This is a genomic window from Actinosynnema sp. NPDC050436 (assembly GCF_040655415.1).
In the GTDB taxonomy this organism is placed as follows: domain Bacteria; phylum Actinomycetota; class Actinomycetes; order Mycobacteriales; family Pseudonocardiaceae; genus Actinosynnema.
The window spans coordinates 313,955-331,337 of sequence record NZ_JBFAJV010000008.1 but is presented as its reverse complement, the minus strand read 5'-3'; the positions used below and the strand labels follow the sequence as shown (position 1 = coordinate 331,337).

At 74.3% G+C, this 17,383-nt stretch carries 11 protein-coding genes; 7 read left to right on the top strand and 4 right to left on the bottom strand.

Features of this window, described 5'->3' with window-relative positions:
- Positions 1–203: 203 nt before the first annotated feature.
- Complete coding sequence (locus tag AB0I60_RS21415; RefSeq protein ID WP_360732253.1) at positions 204–1,112, top strand: NADP-dependent oxidoreductase; 909 nt, start codon at positions 204–206, stop codon at positions 1,110–1,112.
- Between the two features lie 148 nt (positions 1,113–1,260).
- Here the strand turns inward: AB0I60_RS21415 and lanKC are convergent, their stop codons facing one another.
- On the bottom strand, positions 1,261–3,885 hold the full coding sequence (lanKC, locus tag AB0I60_RS21410; protein WP_360732251.1) for a class III lanthionine synthetase LanKC: 2,625 nt from the start codon (positions 3,883–3,885) through the stop codon (positions 1,261–1,263).
- A 450-nt stretch (positions 3,886–4,335) separates the two neighbouring features.
- On the opposite strand from lanKC, the gene AB0I60_RS21405 reads away from it, so the two are divergent.
- From AB0I60_RS21405 to AB0I60_RS21380, 6 genes are all read left to right on the top strand, one after another.
- On the top strand, positions 4,336–5,589 hold the full coding sequence (locus tag AB0I60_RS21405) for a hypothetical protein (protein WP_360732249.1): 1,254 nt from the start codon (positions 4,336–4,338) through the stop codon (positions 5,587–5,589).
- On the top strand, positions 5,586–6,623 hold the full coding sequence (locus AB0I60_RS21400) for a transporter substrate-binding domain-containing protein (RefSeq protein WP_360732247.1): 1,038 nt from the start codon (positions 5,586–5,588) through the stop codon (positions 6,621–6,623). The genes AB0I60_RS21405 and AB0I60_RS21400 overlap by 4 nt, the downstream gene beginning before the upstream one ends.
- A 167-nt stretch (positions 6,624–6,790) precedes the next feature.
- Complete coding sequence (locus tag AB0I60_RS21395) at positions 6,791–8,326, top strand: serine/threonine-protein kinase (RefSeq protein WP_360732245.1); 1,536 nt, start codon at positions 6,791–6,793, stop codon at positions 8,324–8,326.
- 44 nt (positions 8,327–8,370) lie between these two features.
- Entirely contained in the window at positions 8,371–8,601 is a 231-nt protein-coding gene (locus tag AB0I60_RS21390; protein WP_360732243.1) for a hypothetical protein, read from the top strand.
- Between the two features lie 75 nt (positions 8,602–8,676).
- Positions 8,677–9,546: an LLM class F420-dependent oxidoreductase gene (locus AB0I60_RS21385; protein ID WP_360732241.1), complete on the top strand. Its 870-nt coding sequence runs from the start codon at positions 8,677–8,679 to the stop codon at positions 9,544–9,546.
- A 101-nt stretch (positions 9,547–9,647) separates the two neighbouring features.
- Complete coding sequence (locus AB0I60_RS21380; protein ID WP_360732240.1) at positions 9,648–10,301, top strand: hypothetical protein; 654 nt, start codon at positions 9,648–9,650, stop codon at positions 10,299–10,301.
- Between the two features lie 39 nt (positions 10,302–10,340).
- Here AB0I60_RS21380 and AB0I60_RS21375 read toward each other — a convergent pair whose 3' ends face one another.
- From AB0I60_RS21375 to AB0I60_RS21365, 3 genes are all read right to left on the bottom strand, one after another.
- Complete coding sequence (locus tag AB0I60_RS21375; protein ID WP_360732238.1) at positions 10,341–11,234, bottom strand: class I SAM-dependent methyltransferase; 894 nt, start codon at positions 11,232–11,234, stop codon at positions 10,341–10,343.
- Positions 11,235–11,430: 196 nt separating this feature from the next.
- On the bottom strand, positions 11,431–16,212 hold the full coding sequence (locus AB0I60_RS21370) for a DUF4082 domain-containing protein (protein WP_360732236.1): 4,782 nt from the start codon (positions 16,210–16,212) through the stop codon (positions 11,431–11,433).
- Positions 16,213–16,553: 341 nt separating this feature from the next.
- A complete protein-coding gene (locus tag AB0I60_RS21365) occupies positions 16,554–17,333 on the bottom strand; it encodes a DJ-1/PfpI family protein (protein WP_360732234.1) in 780 nt (259 codons plus the stop codon).
- Positions 17,334–17,383: the final 50 nt, after the last annotated feature.

Sequence of the window (17,383 nt, the reverse complement as noted above, 5' to 3'; positions counted from 1 at the left end):
CACCGGCGGCCGGCGGCGGCGCGAACGAGCGGCAACTGCCCCTGCGGACCGCGCCGGTCACGGGGGCGCGGCCCGGTCGAGAACATTCACCGGCCGTTCACCCCGCTGTGAACGCCACGCGCCGGCGGGACCCCTCGCCCCGCGCCGCCGGCGGTGCCGCGCGAGGATGGCCGTCGACCGCCCGACCAGCCGAGAGGACCCCCATGCGCGCCATCGAGTTCGCCGAGTACGGCGGTTCCGACGTCCTGCGCCCGCTGGACGTCGACCTGCCCGACCCCGGTCCCGGCCAGGTGCGGGTCGCCGTGCGCGTGGCCGGCGTGAACCCGTTCGACTGGAAGCTGCGCAGCGGCGCGATGGTCGGCGTCGTGGAGCTGTCGCTGCCGCACCGGCCCGGTCTGGAGCTGGCGGGCGTGGTGGACGCGGTCGGCGCGGGCGCGGGGTTCGCGGTCGGCGACGAGGTGTTCGGCTGGGCGCTGACCGGTTCCTACGCCGAGTTCGCGCTGGCCTCCGTCGTCGCCGCCAAACCGCCCGCGCTGACCTGGCACGACGCCGCCGCGCTGCCCTCGGCGGGCGAGGCCGCGCTGCGCGGCCTGCGGCTGCTCGACGTCGCCGAGGGGGACGTGCTGCTCGTCCACGGCGCGGCCGGCGCGGTGGGCGGGTCGGCCACCCAGCTCGCCGTCGCGCGCGGCGCGACCGTCATCGGGACCGGGGCCGACCGCAGTGCCGACACCATCCGCTCGTACGGCGGCACCCCGGTCCGCTACGGCGACGGCCTGGTCGACCGGGTGCGCGCGGTCAGCCCCCGGGTGGACGCCGTGCTCGACGCCGCCGGCAAGGGCGCGTTGCCCGACTCGGTCGAGCTGCGCGGTGGCGTGGACCGGATCGTCACCCTCGCCGACCCGGCCGCGTTCGAGCTGGGCATCACGTTCTCCGGCGGCGAACCCGGCGACCAGAACGCGGGCGTGCTCGCCGAGCTGGCCGAGCTGACGGTCACCGGGCGGCTGGTGGTGCGCCACGCGCGCTCGTACCCGCTGGCCGAGGCCGCCCGCGCGCAGGACGACAGCGCCACCGGCCACAGCGGCGGGAAGATCACGCTCGACGTGCGCGGCTGAGGACTGCCCGTCGTCCGGCCCCGGCGCGCGGTGCCCCGTGCGGGGAGGGCCTGCCGGGCGCGGGGCCCGGCAGGCGGGGCGCTACCAGCAGATGCTGCCCTTGCTGCTGGTCGTGAGCACGGTGCAGAACTCGTCCTCCTGCGCCACCTCAGCTTGCAGTTGCAGGGCTTCCTCCATGTCGGCCACTCCTTTCCCGTGGTGGTGGGACCTCTCCCGGCGCGGCGTCGAGCAGCCGGCGCAGGGCGAGCAGGATGCCGGCGGAGCCGGACCACAGGTCGGCGGACAGGCGGTGGCCGGGCTCGCCCAACCAGGCCACGCCGCGACCGTGCGGGATCGCGTGCCGGAACAGGCCGCGCGCGGAGGTGAGCGCCGCGTCCACCAGCTCCGGGCGGTCCAGTCGCCGGCCGACGTCGGCCAGGGCGCAGGCCAGTCCCGCCAGGCCCGGGAACAGCCCCGGGAGCACCGTGAACCGCACCTGGCAGGCGCGCAGGCACCGCCGCAGCACGTCGTCGGCGTCGAACCCGAAGTCGGTGTCCGGCCGGTGCGCGAGGTAGCGGGCGAGCACGGCCGCGTAGCCCGCGCTGCCCGCGTACAGGTAGGGGTAGACCCGGCCGTCCCGCAGCGCGACCCGGAAGCCCAGCCCGTCCACCGGTAGCGGCTCGGCGAAGGCGAGTTCCTCGCGCAGCATCCGCACGCCGCGCGCGAACGGCCGGGCGTCACCCGTCGCGCGGTGCAGCCGGTACAGCGCCAGCGCCACCCCGGTCCGCCCGCCGGCCAGGCCCGACCGGTTCACCGGGCTCAGCCGCGCGGTCAGCTCGTCGCCGTCCGGGACGCGGTCGAGCAGCCCGCACGCCAGGTCCAGGTGGCGCTGCTCTCCCGTGCGCCGGTACGCGGACAGCAGCCCGAACGCGGTCCCGGCCGCGCCGCCGCCCAGCGCCGCCGCCGTGTCGTTGAGCGGGTGCGCCGCCGCTGCGGTGAGCAGGGTTCCGGCCGCGTCGCCCTCGCCGAGATCCGCGAGCACGCACGCGATCCCGGCGGTGCCGTGCAGCAGGCCGGGGGCGCTCGTGCCGGCGTTCGCCAGGGCCTCGTCGCGCAGCCTCCGGACCACCTCCGGGTCGCACGCGCGTCCGGCGCGGTGCAGGGCGTGCAGCACGCCGGCGGTACCGGCGGCCACCGCGCGGGTGTCGGTCCGGTAGCCCAGCGGGGTGGTGGGGAAGACGCGGTCGGGGTGGTCCGGGTCGGCCATCGCCTCCAGCGCGTCGGCGGTCCGCTCGGCCAGCAGGCGCAGGGCGGCGATCGGCGCGGCGCGGACCTCCTGCGGCGTGGGGACCACACCGGGCGGGGGCGGGTGGTCGGCGGGCGGCCCGGGGCGCGGGTGGCCCCGGGTGGCCCGGTCCCACAGGCGGGGCTCCACCGGGGCGGTCTCGGACAGGTCCGCGTGCAGGTGGTCCAGCGCGCCGGGGTGCCGCTCGGCGGTCTCGTGCAGCGGGAACACCAGCATGAGCGCCAGCGCGGCCAGCCCGTACCGGTCCAGCGCCACGGGGTCGCGCTCGGCCACCGCGAGCGGGTCGGGGTGCTGGTAGCCGGGGGTGCCCATGATCCGCCGGACGTCCTCGACGCGTTGCACCGCCTCGAAGTCGACCAGCCGGACCCGGTCGTCGTCGTCCACCAGGACGTTGGTCGGGCTCAGGTCGACGAAGACGTGACCGCTCGCGTGCAGGCGGTCGAGCTGCTCGGCCAGCTGGTCGAGCAGCGCCAGGCCGCGCCGGTGGTACTCGGCGTGCTCCGCCGGGCCCGCCCCGACCCGGATCGCCGGGTGGTGGGTGACCATCCACCGGTACAGCGAGACGCCCGGCACCACCTCGGTGACCAGGTAGCTGTGCTCCCAGTGGTGGAACAGCTCGACGGGGCGCGGGCACAGGCCGGGCTCGCGGGCGTGGACGGCGCGCAGGACGAGGTACTCGGCGTCGAGCCGGGTCTTGGCGTCGGTGCCGTCGACCGTGTAGCCGTTGTGCGCCTTGGCCTCCTTGACGAACACCGGCTCGCCTTCGGCGGAGCGGAACCGGTACGCGCCGCCCGCGTTGCTGTGCTGCACGACCGACTCGAAGGTGTAGCCGTGCAGCGTGACCGGTCCCCGCGCGGGCTCGGCGGCCGGTGCGCGGAACGGGTCCGCGACGCCGGGCGGCAGCCGGAACTCCGGGCGGCGGTCGTCGTCGACCTCGCGGCCGTCCGGGCCGGTCATGGTGGGCACGGTGCCGCCCTCGGCGTCGACCCTGGTCCGGCCGGCGAACGCCCCGTAGCGGTAGGAGACGCACGTGCTCGCGCCGAAGCGGCGGTCGGTGAGCACGAACGGGCCGCTGATCCCGGCCAGCGCCGACTCCAACCGGCGCAGCACCCGCTCCGCGCACTCCGCGCCGGGCGGGTAGAGGGTGCAGAACTTGCCGCTCTGCACCCGGGCCGCGTGCTTTTCGTGCGCCAGCAGGAACGTCCGGCGGCCGGCCAGGTGCTTGAACGGCACGCCCGATTCCGCGCACACCGCCGAAACGACCGCCAGCACCGGGCGTGCATTGTCCAGGGAACTGGAGACGTGCACTTTCCAGCCCTGTTCGGGCAGCGCGCACCCCTCGGGCCCCCAGTGCGTCCACGCGCCGGCGTCGTGGCAGGCCCAGCCCGCCGGCAGCGGTCCGGCCCGGTAGCGGGGGCCGGGATCGGCGCTGTCCCACGGCTCGTAGAAGTCGTCGTCGGCGATGAGGAACGACATGTCCACTGCCATCCGGTCACCCCTCCCCGGTGGTGGGGCGATAGCGGCGCGCGGTCGGTGCGACGTTCTCAAATGATCTCGACGGCGGTCAAGAACCGCTTCCCGGCGGTCCGCCCCGGCCGAACGGGGTAATTGGTAGGAACGGTGGAGTGAATTCGGCGGGAATCGCGCCGAACGTCGGACGCGGGTTGTCCGGAGGGTGCGCGAAATCGTTCCAGTGCGGCCGGCCGGGCGTTCGTCGCCGACGTGCTCGTTCTACGGGGAGCCGAAGCCGACGCCCGGAGGACCCGGCCCGCCCGGCAAGTGCGCAAGGTGCTGTTCCCGTCGCGCAACGTAACACCAGTCCTCGGGCGGCGATGCACATCGGCAGACGCCCTCGTCGCGGCGAGGTTTCCGCTTTCGCCGTGGCGGAGGGCCTCTCCGGGCCACAATGGGTGATCGGGCGAGTACTCGGAGGTGCGGGTGCCGGACAGGTTGTCGAAGCTGCGCGTGTCGTCCAGGAGGACCGAGCACCGGCTGTCCACGTTCGCCGCCCTGGTCGTGGTGCTGGGGCTGCTCACCGGGCTCGTCGGGTGGGTGACCTTCGGTTTCCGCCAGGACCGGGTGGCCGAGGCGGCGGACCGGCGCACCGAGCTGACCACCCGGGCGCTGGACGTGTACCGGGCCATGGCCGACGCGGACGCCGCCTCGCTCAACGCCGTGCTGGTCGACCCCGAACGCGCGGTGCCGCTGCGCGACGGGTTCCGCGCGAACATCCGCGCCGCGACGGAGGCCCTGCGGGTCGCGTCGGCGCGCAACGCCGACACCGAGGACCGCGCCGCCGGGCTGATCCGCGACCTGTTCGACCTGCTGCCCCGGTACGAGGCGCTGGTCGAGGTCGGCTGGGTGGAGAGCCGCGCCGGGCACCCGGTCGGCACCTCCTACCTGTCCAACGCGTCCTTCCTGGTGCGGGAGAAGATCCTGCGCCGGGCCAAGGAGCTGCACGCCGACCAGGTCGACGCGCTGGTGCTCGCCCAGCGGGACGCCGGGGCACCGCCCTGGGCGGTGGTCGTCGCCGGGGCGGCGCTGCTGGCCGTGCTGGTCGTGGCGCAGCGGTTCGTGCGGCGGCGCACCCGCCGGCGGGTGAACCCCGGCCTCGCCCTGGCCACGGCCCTCACCGCGGCGGCGCTGCTGGGCGGGGTGGTCGTCACGGTGGTCGCCGCGAGCCGGGGCGACGAGGCCGGGCGGGAGATCGCGGTCGTGCAGGGCTTCGCCGAGGCGCGCAACCTCGGCCGCGAGGCGGACGAGGCCGAGGCCCGGATCATGATCTTCCCGAAGGAGGGCGACGTCGCCGCGCTCGGCCGGACCTTCGGCCGGATCGGCGAGGCGATCCAGGCCGCCGGCGGTGACGCGGAGGCGTCGGCCGCCCTCCAGTCGTGGGTCGACCACGACGCGGCGCTGCTGGCCCAGGCCAACGGCGCCAAGCCACTCGCCTTCACGGTGGTGGTGAAGACGATCACCGACCCGCCGGCGGGCCGGGCGCAGACCCACGGGGAGCTGCTGGACGCCCGGCTGAGCGCGCTGGTCGACCAGCACGCCGGGGCCGCCGCCGACGCCACCCGCGCGGCCAAGTCCGCGCTGGCCGGGTGGGACGTGCTCGTCCTGCTGCTCATGGCCGCCGCCGTGGTGTCGGGCGTGTTCGGCCTCGGCGTCCGGATCAGGGAGTACTACACGTGACCAGGTACCTCGCGCTCGTCGCCGTGCTGGCCTGCCTCGCCGGCTGCACCGCGCCCCCCGCCACGGACGGCCGCGCCGCCACGTCGACCCTCGCCCCCGACCTGCCGGAGGGGTACACCGAGGCGCCGGAGCCCAGCCCGCCCTGCACGAAGGCGCCGGGCGGCACCCTCGACCCGGCCGGGGGACCGCTCGGGCCCGACGGCCTGCCGGACGGGCCCACCGTGCGGAAGATCCGGGAGAAGGGCCTCACCGTCGGCGTCAGCCAGACCGCCCAGTTCCTCAGCAAGCGCGACTTGGCGACCGGCGAGCTGTCCGGGTTCGAGGTCGAGGTCGCCCGCGCGATCGCCGCCGCGCTGGGCCTGCCCCGGGGCGACGCGCCCGTCACCCTGGTCAGCCTGCCCACCGGTCGCCGCCTGCTCGCGCTGCGGACGGGGGTCAATGCGGCCAAGCGGTCGCTGGAGGTCCCCGAAGTGGACCTGGTGATCGCCAGCGTCAGCGTCACGTGCGGGCGCGAGCAGGAGTACGGCCTGAGGTACAGCCGGGCCTACCGGGCCACCAGCAGCGCCCTGCTGGTCCGCGCGGGCCTGCCGGACGTGGCTGGGCCGGACGACCTGGCGGGCCGCAAGGTGTGCTCGGGCGCCAAGACCACGAACGGCGACGAGCTGATCGCCATCCGGGACGAGCAGCGCCGGCGTGGACCCGACCGGGCCCTGACGGTGGTGACGGTGTCGGACACCAGCGACTGCCTGATGCTGTTGCAGCGCGGCGTGGTCGACGCGGTCTACTCGGACGCGGTGATCCTGCTCGGCTACCTGTACCAGACCCCGGGCTCGGTCCTGCTGGACTACCGGCACCCGAACTCGGTCAAGACGGCGGTCGCGGTGAGCGGCGACGAGGAAGACCTGGTCCGCTTGGTCAACCGCGTGCTGGACGACCTGCGCGGCGGCCGGTTGCAGGCCCTGTACGACGAGCAGTTCGCCGCGTCCCCGAAGAAGATCCCGCTCTCCGTTCCCGACGAGCCGTACGTGCGGTAGGCGAACGGAACGCGGGGCCGCGCCTGCGCAGGGGTCTCCCGACCCTGATCCTTCCGGACTCCCCGCCCGGACACCGGCTTCGGTCGGGGAAACCCGGAACGGGGGTGCCGCGCCGTACACTCCGCAGGTACCAGGACCGTTCACGCCCGGTGGACACGGGGAGCGCGATGACCGGCGGATTCGCCCCGCTCACCCCCGACGACCCGCGCGAGGTCGGGGGCCATGTCCTGCGCGCCCGGCTCGGCGTCGGCGGGATGGGCCGGGTCTACCTCGGGTTCAGCGCCGGCGGGCAGGCGCTCGCGGTCAAGGTGATCCGGTCCGAGCACGCCGAGGACGAGGAGTTCCGGCGGCGCTTCGCGCGCGAGGTCGCGGCGGCCCGGCGGGTCCGGGGCGCCCGCACCGCGCCCGTGGTGGACGCCGACCCGGACGCCGCGCTCCCGTGGCTGGCCACCGCGCACGTGCCCGGCCCGTCGCTGCGCCGCGCCGTGGGCGAGCACGGGCCGTTCCCGGCGGCGGCCGTGCTGCGGCTGGTCGCCGGGGTCGCCGAGGGGCTGGCGGCGGTGCACGCGTGCGGCGTCGTGCACCGCGACCTGACCCCGGCCAACGTGCTGCTGGCCGGGGACGGCCCGCGCGTCATCGACTTCGGCATCGCCCACGCCGCCGCCGCGACGTCGCTCACCCGGACCGGGATCACCGTGGGCACGCCCGCGTTCATGGCGCCGGAGCAGGTGCGGGGACGGCCGGTGACGCCCGCCGTGGACGTGTTCGCGCTGGGGAACCTGGCGGTCTTCGCGGCCACCGGCCGGCCCGCGTTCGGCGAGGGCAACCGGGAGGCGATGTTCTTCCGGATCCTGTCCGAACCCCCGGACCTGGACGGCTGCCCGGAGGAGGTCGCGGCCCTCGCCCTGCGCTGCCTGGCCAAGGAGCCCGCCGAGCGGCCGTCACCGGCCGAGGTCGTGGCGCTCGCCGGCGGGCCGCTGCCCCCGGGCCGGTGGCTGCCGCCGGCGGTCGCCGCGTCCCTGGACGCCTACGAGCCGTCCACGTACCGGTCCACCTCGCCGTCGACCACCCGTGTACTCGACACCCGAGCGCTCGACACCCGCGTCTTCGGCACGCAGGTCGACCACGGTGCCGAGGTGCCCGCGGGCGACGCCCGGCCGGGCGTCTCGGCGACGCGCACCCCCGGGTCCCGCCCGCCCGGCGTCCGGACCGGGTACCGGCCGCCCCGCCGGGGCGGTCGCGGCGCGCTGGTCGCAGGACTGGTGATCGTCGCGGCGGCCGTCCTGGTCCTCGTCACCGGTCCGCGCGAGGCGTGGGACACCGCGACCGGGCTCCTCGGCGAACCGGGGGAGGCCGCGACCACGACGACCGCCCCGCCGACCACGACCGAAGCCCCGGCGCAGACGTTGGCCGAGGGCTGCGCGGAGGCCATCGCGAGCATCACCGCGTTCCAGGAGCTGCCCCGCAGCGGCGACTGGACGTCCGGCGTGGCCGGGCTGCAGCACCTGGCGACCGGGATCGCGGCGGCCGGCCGGGCGGCGACCAACCCCGAGGTGCGCGCGGCCGTGGAGACCCTGGCGACCGACCTCACCGCTGCCCTCGGCCACGGCCTCACCGGCGGCGGCGACGAGTTCCTGGCCGCCCTCGACAAGATCGCCACCGACGGCGACGCCCTGATCAGCGCCTGCCAGGGCACCCGCTGACCGCCCGGGGCGGATAGGCTCGACCTCGGCCGGGAGGGGGAGCCGTGACCGACGAGGAGCTGCTGGTCGAGTTCGCCCTCGCCCGCCTCGACCACCCCGACGTCGACCTGGACGAGGTGGCCGCGATCGTGGTCCGGCGGATGGGGCCGGACCGCGCGGTGGAGTTCGCCTCCCGCACCCTGGCCGCCCGGGGTGAGCTGCGCGGCGCGCTGTTCCCGGCCGCCGTCGAGCACGTGCTGCGGGTCGTGCTGACCATGCGCGGCCCGGCGGACTGACCGCCCTGCCGGTCGCGCGGGCGGGTCGGATCGCGCCCTTGTGCTGGAGTGCGCTCCAGCTCCTAGGCTGCGGGGGTGCGCCTGGGAATCCACGTCATCGAGTTCACCGTCCCGTCCGGCCCGGCCGGCATCGCGCCCGAGCTGGCGGCGGTCGCCAGGGCGGCGGACGCCGCCGGGGCCGCCCGGCTGTCCGTGATGGACCACTTCTTCCAGATGGAGGGGTTCAAACCGGCGACCGACCCCATGCTGGAGGGCTACACCACCCTCGGCTTCCTCGCCGCCCACACCACCGACGTGCAGCTCGGCCTGCTCGTCACGGGCGTCACCTACCGGCACCCCGGCCTGCTCGCCAAGATCGTGGCCACGGTCGACGTGCTGTCCGGTGGCCGCGCCGAACTGGGCATCGGGGCCGCCTGGTACGAGCGCGAGCACCTCGGGCTCGGCGTCCCGTACCCGCCGGTGGCGGAGCGGTTCGAGAGGCTGGAGGAGGCGCTGCGGATCTGCCGGCAGATGTGGGACCCGGCCGACGACGGGCCCTTCGAGGGCAAGCACTACCGGCTCGCCGAGACGCTGTGCTCGCCCCAGCCGATCCGCCGGCCGCCGATCCTGATCGGCGGCGGTGGCGAGAAGAAGACGCTGCGGATGGTCGCCCAGTACGCCGACGCGTGCAACCTGTTCGCCGGCGACAAGGACCAGGTGCGGCACAAGCTCGACGTGCTGCGCGGGCACTGCGACGCGCTCGGGCGCGACTTCGCCGCGATCGACAAGACGTTGACCTACCGGCCCTCGCCGGAGGCCGGCACGACCGACGAGTTCCTGCGCGACGTCGCCGACTACGCCGCGCTCGGCATCGACACCGTGATCGTGGTGCCGCCGGGCGACGCCCCGGCCCGGTGGGTCGAGCAGGTCGCCGCCCCGCTCGTGCCGCGCCTCGCGGACCTGTAGCACCGCACGCGCCGCCCCGCCGCGACCACCGGGCGGGGCGGCGTGCGTCCGGAGTGGAGGATTTCCGGTCCCGGCAACGGGTTCCGGTGTACGTTGCGGCGGTGATCATGCGCTGTGCGACGTGGGACGAGGCTACCGGGCTGTTCGCGGAGCGGGGTCTGCCCGAATCCGTCTGGGAGAACCTGTACGAGGGCGAGTACGTCCTGCACTCCGGCAACGCCACCGTGACGGGCAACTTCCCGCTCAACAGCGGGGAAGAGCACCCGTGGGACGCGGAGCACGCGGAGTGGGACATCGGGTACGTGGTGGACGGCGACCTGACCGTGACGGGATCGCTCTACGACGTCGACGACGGTGCGGCGGCGTTGGTGGTGCTCGGCGACCTCAAGGTGGTCGGCCTGCACACGACGTGCGACCCGAAGATCGTGGTCGCCGGCAACACCACCGCCGAGGTCGTGTTCGGCCGGTACACCGACAAGTACCTGTCGTTCGGCGGCGACCTGCGCGCGGTCGTGCAGCGGTGGGTGGACGAGTGCGCGCCCGACTTCGTGGGCGGCACGCTGGCGGGCAGCCTGTTCCTCCCCGACTACCTGAAGGAGTCCGACCTCGGCGCGGCGCACGTCGAGAACAGCGGCGTCCCGGCGGCCGACCTGCTCGTGCCCGAGGTGCTCGACGCCTCCGGCGCGGTGGACGGCGAGGCCCTGCACGTCCGGCTCGTCGCGGGCCGGCCCGTGCTGCTCGACGGCGTCCGGTAGTCCCGGCTCAGGGGCGGGCGTGCCACGGGTCTCCCGGTGTCACGACCCGCCCTTCCGGAAGTGCCACACGAGCAGCGCCGGCCCCGCTGCGGCGGCGCGTGCCGCGTCGGGCACCAGGCGGGCCAGGGCCCACGGCCACAGCTCCCACGGGCCCGCCTCCCACGGCTGCGCCGCGTTCTCGGCGTCCGGACGTCCGACGGCCGGCAGGGGAGGTTCCTCGCAGCGGCGCACGTGCAGCCCCACCGGCAGGGCCGCGCGCAGGTAGTCGCCGACCAGGTGGCGGTGGGCGCTCAACCGCCCGGGTCGGCCGTCGTCGCCGCGCACGGGCGGCACCCCGCCCTGCGCCACCCGGTCGGGGTGCACGTCGGCGGTCACCAGGTGCCCGCCCGGCCGCAGGACCCGGGCGAACTCCGTCAGCACCGGTCCCAGCGCCGGGACGTGGGTCAGGGCCAAGGCGCACACGATCAGGTCGACCGAGGCGTCGGCCACCGGGAGCCGGTGCAGGTCACCGAGCAGGAACCCGCCCTGCGGCACCCGCTCGCGCGCCCGGGCGAGCATGTCGGGCGAGCTGTCCACCCCGATCACCCGGTGGCCGCGCCCGGCCAGCAACTCCGCGTGCCGACCGGTGCCGCACGCGGCGTCGAGGGCGACACCCACCGGCAGCGCGCCCACGATCTCCCGGACCACGGGCTCGTCGAGGTCGAACGCCGAGTTGGGCCGGTCGTACGTCGCGGACCACAGGCGGTAGCCCGTGACCGTGTCGACCCGGTCGACCTCCACGGCCGCGCCCGCCAACGCCTCGTCGGCGAGCACCCTGCGGACCTCCGCGATCCGGGCCTCCACGAAGTCGCGGTCGAACTCCCCGGTGAACGCGCGCATCAGGGCGATGCCCTCAAGCCCGAGCAGGTACGCCCTGGGGTCCTCGCAGATCACCCGACGGAGGCTAGCGACGGGCTTGCGGGCAGGCCACCGACTTACGGGTCCGCAGCGCCGCGAACGCGTCGGGCCGTGTCCGGGACAGACGTCGCACCGGGGAGAGAACGTGGCGGGCCCCGCGCCGGTAGGTGGCGCGGGGCCCGCAGGAGTCCGGTCGGCAGGAAGCGGGGGGAGCCTCCCGCCGACCGGTGGGCTAGCTCGTCGTGAAGACCACGTCGACCCAGTAGTGGTTGCCCTGGTAACCGGCGTTCGGGAAGCCCGCCCCGACCCGGTACAGGCCGTTGAGGGAGCCCTCGACCGTCGCGGGCGAGGTCAGCGGCGGCGACGTCACGGAACGACCCGCGAAGTAGCCCTCGTTGACCGCGTAGTGCCCGTTGGGCGCGAGGTAGGACGCGATGTACTGCGTCCCCGCCGTGACCGCCAGCGGCGTGTCGAACGTCAGGGTCTGCCACCCCTTGTCCGTGCCCGTGCCGAACGTGCCGGTCTTGAGCAACGTCCCGTCGAGCGCCCACACCGAGCCCGTGTGCTGCCCGGAGTTGCCGGTGCCCTTGTAGAACTTCACGCCCGTGACGAACCCGTTGACCGACGGCGTGAACCGCACGCCCAGCTCGTAGGCCGCGGTCTCCGACACGGCCGGGATCGTCGGCAGGGTCGCCTCGCTGAACAGCGAGCACGGGCACCCGGCGGACTCGACCGTGGTGAACGACCACGACACCGGGGTCACCATCACGTTGCCGCCGGCGTCGGCCGCCACCACCGTCACCGAGTACTTGGTGGACGCCGCGAGCGGCGCGGCCGGCTTCCACACCGCCGTCTGCTGGTCGGCCGACCGCTCCAGGGAGCCCTGGATGGTCGCGCCGCCCGGGTCGGTGACCGCGAACGTGGTGTTGTTCAGGTCGATCGGCTCGTCGAACGACGCCGTCACCTGGCTGGTCGGTCCCACCGCCACCGCGTCGCTGAGCGGCGTGTGGCCGGTGTGCGCGGGCGGCGAGGTGTCGCTGCTGGGCACGTAGTCGACGTCGACCCAGTAGTTGTTGCCCTGGTGGCTCAGGTTCGGGAAGCCACCGCCGACCATGAACACGCCGTTCGGGTTGTCGAAACCGGTCTGCGACGCCTTCAACGGCGGCGAGTCCACGTCCGTCGTCTGGAAGTACCCGGAGTTGATCGCGTACCGGCCGGTGGGCGCGGTGTACGACGCGACGTAGGTCAGGCCCGGCGCCACCACCACCGGCTGGGCGAAGGTGAGCGTCTGCCACCCGCTCGCGGTCTCCCCGGTGAACGTCCCGGTGGCCAGCAGCGCGCCGTTGCGGGTCCACAGCGTGCCCGTGTGCGTGCCGGTGTTCTCCAAGCCCTTGTAGAACTTGACGCCGGTGATCCGGCCGCTGCGCGTCGGCGTGAACCGGACGCCCAGCTCGTACAGGCCGGTGTCCTGGGCCGCCGTCACGTCCGGCACGGTCGCCGTGCTGAACAGCGAGCACGGGCACGACGGCGTGGGCGTCGTGGTGAACGTCCAGGCGACCGTGCTCGCCATCGCGTTGCCGTTGACGTCCGCGACGAGCACGAACGCCTTGTACGTCGTGTTCGGCTTCAACGCCCCGGTGGGCGTCCACGTCACGGTCTTCTGGTCGCCGGACAGCGCGACCGTGCCGTCGAGCCGGGCGCGACCCGGGTCCTCCAGCCAGATCTGCGTGGACGCCGGGTCCATCGCCTCGGAGAACCCGAGCGACAGCACGGACCCGAGGGGCACGCCCGTCGCGTTCTCCGAGGGCGTCCGGGTGTCCAGCGTCGGCGGCGTGGTGTCGCCGTTGAGGCTGCTGCGGTAGATCGCGTCGACCCAGTAGTTCGTCGCGTTGTGGCTCGACGTCGGGAAGCCGGTGCTGTTGTACCGGTACAGGCCGTTGGGCCCGTCGACTCCGCTGGCCAGTGCGCGCAGCGCGTTGTACGACCGGCTCTCGCTCAGGTGCCCCGGTGTCGCCGAGTAGTGGCCCTGCGGCGCGAAGTACGACACGACGTAGGTGGTGTTCGCCTGCACGACCACCGGAGCGGTGAAGGTGAGCGTCTGCCAGCCGCTCGCGGTCTCGCCGGTGAACGTCCCGGTCGCCAGCAGCAGGCCGTCGGACGACCACAGCGACCCGGTGTGCGTGCCGCCGTTGCCCGGTCCCTTGTAGAACCGGACGCCCAGCACCTCGCCCTTGCCGTCGAACCGGATCTTCGCGCCCAGCTCGACCGGTGTGCTCTCCGGCGCGCTGAGCACCGACGGGTCGACGAAGTCGTCCCACACCGTGCACGGGCAGGAAGCCGGGCGCAGCGCGCCCGTGGTGAACGACCAGGTGTGCGCGGCCGTCTGGTTGCCCGCCGCGTCGCGCACCCGCACCGACGCGGTGTAGCCGGTGCCCGGGGTCAGCGGGTCGTTCGCCTTGAACTGCGCGGTCAGGCCGTTGGGCGTCACCGACGACGTGCCGGCGACGGCGGCCCCGCCGGGCCCGGTGAGGGTGAACTGGAGGCTGCCGGGGTTGACCGCCTCGTCGTAGGTCGCGGTCAGCGTCGGGGACAGCGCCACGCTCGCCGCGTTGGCCTGCGGCGTGGTGCCGGTCAGCTCGGGGGCCCGCGTGTCGGGGCCGGGGTCGGGTGCCCACAGCACGTCGACCCAGTAGTTGCTGTCGTCCGAGGACTCCCGGTCGGGGTAGCCCGCGCCGGCGCGGAAGACGCCGTTGCGGCCGGCGACACCGCTCTGCAGGCCGGTCAGCGGTTCGAGGTACTTCGAGGTGCGGCTGAAGTACTCGGTATCGGCCGAGAAGTGCCCGGTGGGGGACAGGTACGACACCACGTAGGTGGTGCCGCCGCTCACCGCGACCGGTATCGGGAACAGCAGGGTCTGCCAGCCCGACGCGGTCTCGTTGACGAACGTGCCGGTGGCGAGCTGCCGCTGGTCGGGACCCCACAGGGTGCCGGTGTGCGTGCCGGTGTTGTTGGGGCCCTTGTAGAAGCGGACGCCGCGCACGTAGCCGTCGGTGGAGGCCCGCCACTTCACGCCCAGCTCCAGCGCCGAGCCGTCCACGTTGTCCGGCGTCTTCGGGGACTCGTGGTCGGCGAAGATGCCGCACGGGCACGTGCGCGCCCCGACCCCCGGCGACGCGGGCACCGGCGCGGACAGGTTCACCGAGTCGTCCACCGCGCGCACCCGAAGCTGCGCCGGGCCGGACACCGAGGGTGTGTAGGTGTACTGCCACGTGGTCTGGCCGGCCTGCCACGCGGCCGGGTGCCAGCGCACGCCGCCGTCGGTGGACACCTCGACGCCCGCGACCTGGCCGTGCGCGTCGGTGACCGAGCCCTTGAACGTGTACTGCCCGCCCACGGTCGACAGCGTCGGCACGTCGGTGTAGGTGACGACCGGCGCCGTGGTGTCGGTGATCCCGTTGTCCTGGGTGAGGCCGGGCATCAGCGAGCCGGCCTGGACGCCCATGTCGGCCAGGACGTTGACCGTCGCCTGCTGCATCCGGATGTCGGAGGTCGGCGTGTTGGTCAGGAACGCGTGCTCGTCGTCCAGGCCCCACGCCCACTGCACCGTGCCCGCGCCGAACACCAGCGAACCGGACGGGTGCTTGTAGTAGGTGATCGCGTGGGTCTCGGTGCCGGGCGCGTACAGGTCGCCGTGGTTCTGGAGGATGAACGGGCCGTCGTGCATGTCCACGGTGGTGCGCGAGAGCTGCGCGACGCCGGCCGGCTGCTCGCCGTTGTCCGGCACCTTGTTCCACTCGTAGCCCAGCGTGCCCGGTTGGAAGACGTGGCTGGTGCCGGCGGCCAGGTCCTTGAGGTCGGTGTGCCGCCACAGCCGCATCTTGCCGTGCGCGGCCGGGACGGTGAGCGCGTCGTCGCGCCGGCCGTTGACCGAGAAGATGTTGCCCAGCAACGCGTTCTCCGGGCGACCGCCGTCCTGGTCGGGGTAGCGGGGGTCGCGCCAGGTGCCGGTCCAGTCGCTCAGGCCGTCGCTCTGGGTGCCCTTGGTCTCCTTGAACGACGCCAGCGTCCGCCAGTCGGTCTCGGAGCCGTCGATGCTCTTCTCCCAGCGGGTCTTCCAGAAGATCTCGTTGCCGGTCAGGAACGCCAGGTGCACCCCCGCCTCGCGCGCCGCCTCGACGTTGGCGCGCTGCTCGTTCGACCAGTACTCGTCGTGCCCGACCGCCATGAACACCTGGTGGTTCTTGATCAGGTGGCCCCGGCGCGCGGTGTCGACGTCGGTGGTGTAGCTCAGGTCGTAGCCGTTGCGCTCCAGGAACTTCAGCATCGGGAACTCGGCGTTGAAGATGAAGTTCTCGTCGCCGTCGCCACCGGTGTACGGGCGGTTGTAGCTCACCTTGTACGCCTGGCCGCCCTGACCGGGGCCGTCACCGAAGTACAGCGAGTTGCCGCCGTAGCGGTTGTAGGCCGCCCACGTCGAGTCCGAGGTCTGGAACAGGACCTTCGAGCGGCTGGTGTCGTCGCGGACGATGAACACGATCTCGTTCTGGAGGCCGTTGTCGTCGCGGGTCACGCGGGCGTAGTAGATGCCCGACACCGCGTCGGCCGGCACGGTCCAGGTGACCGACACCGCCCAGTTGCCGCAGTCGTTCAGCGCGGTCGGCCCGTCGCGCAGGCACGGCGGCTGGGTCTGCGAGGTGGTCCGCCGCACGGTGTCGACGTACCGGGCGCCCCGGTTGCCGTAGTAGCCGAGGCGGAAGATGTCGAGGGTGTAGGCCGGTGCGTTCGTGAGCATCTTGAACTGCACCTGCTCGCCCGGGGTGGCGCTGATGTCCGTGGTGAAACCGAGGATGGAGTCGTCGCGGGACGGGACCTGCCAGTCCAGCGCGCCTTCCTTCAAGTTTTCACAGAGGACCTTGTTGACCACGGGCGGGTCGCACGGGGCGGCCACCGCGACGGGAGCGAACACGACGGGTGGCGCGACGACGGCGGCGGCGAAGACGACGAGTGCCAGCACCCTCGTCCACACCGCGCGGGATCTGTGACGGGCACTGCCCGGTAATGACATGGTCTCGCCTCTCCCCCTCCGGGGCGGGGGCCCCGGGTACACGGCGGGAATCGGCCGGGGGACACCGGCCGTTACGGTGACGTTCGATCACCCCACCATTCGGCCGGTCCCCGGGAACGTGTGCAGCGCAACGGGAACCGCCGATGTGCGGAAGTCGCGCCCGACCGGCCGCGCCCACCGGCGCTGCTCCCGACGGCCGCCGCGCTGCCCGGTGCGGGGGATACCCGCCGGCAGCACCCCGGCCGACCTCTCCGCCCGCCACCGAGCCGGACTCCCGCGCGACCGCCGCCCTACTGCTGGGACTGCGCCAGCAGGAGCAGCGCCAGGCGCTGGAGCTCGGGACCGGCCTTGTCCGGGCTGCCGGTGTCGAAAGGCGGTTGCGGGTCGTACTCCAGGGCGAGCTGGACGGCCTGCGCCGTCGTGTCGTCGGTCAGCGCGGCGGCCAGCCAGATGCCCATGTCGATCCCCGCCGACACGCCCGCCGCCGTGACGTACTTGCCCGAGCGGACCCAGCGCTGCGGCACGTAGACCGCGCCCTTGGTGGCCAGCACGTCCTTCGCCGACCAGTAGGTGGTCGCCTCGCGCCCGCGCAGCAGCCCCGCGTAGGCCAGGATCAACGACCCGGTGCACACCGACGTCGTCCACGTGCTGCGCGCGTCGATGTGCCGGATCCAGCGCATGGTCGGCTCGTGCTCGACCACCGCCGTCGCGCCCGCGCCGCTGCCGCCGGGCACCAGCAGCACGTCCAGCCGGTCCACGTCGTCCGTCCGCAGGTCCGCAACCAGCGCGCCGTGCCCGGTGTCCCCGCGCACCGGGCCGCGCCGGCGCCCGATCAGGCTGACCGACGTGCCCGGCAGGCGGGACAGCACCTCCGCCGGTCCGACCGCGTCCAGCAGCGTCATCCGGTCGTACACCAGGATCCCGATCCGCCGGGCCGGTGCCGCGCCCCGGTCCTCCTCCGCGCCCACGCGCGGGTCCTCCGCGCCTTCGGCCGTTGCGGTGCCGGCGGTGACCGCCGTGGCGACCACGCCGGCGACCGCCGCCCGGAGAACCTGTCTGCGTCCCTGCATCCCGCACCCCCGTGTGTGTTCCCAGGTGGTCGGGTGGAGGGCCGCCGTGG

Bases quoted from the DNA above. Each gene is read 5' to 3' on its own strand.
- lanKC (WP_360732251.1), bottom strand. From the start codon at position 3,885: ATGGCAGTGGACATGTCGTTCCTCATCGCCGACGACGACTTCTACGAG.
- AB0I60_RS21395 (WP_360732245.1), top strand. From the start codon at position 6,791: ATGACCGGCGGATTCGCCCCGCTCACCCCCGACGACCCGCGCGAGGTC.
- AB0I60_RS21365 (WP_360732234.1), bottom strand. From the start codon at position 17,333: ATGCAGGGACGCAGACAGGTTCTCCGGGCGGCGGTCGCCGGCGTGGTC.
- AB0I60_RS21415 (WP_360732253.1), top strand. From the start codon at position 204: ATGCGCGCCATCGAGTTCGCCGAGTACGGCGGTTCCGACGTCCTGCGC.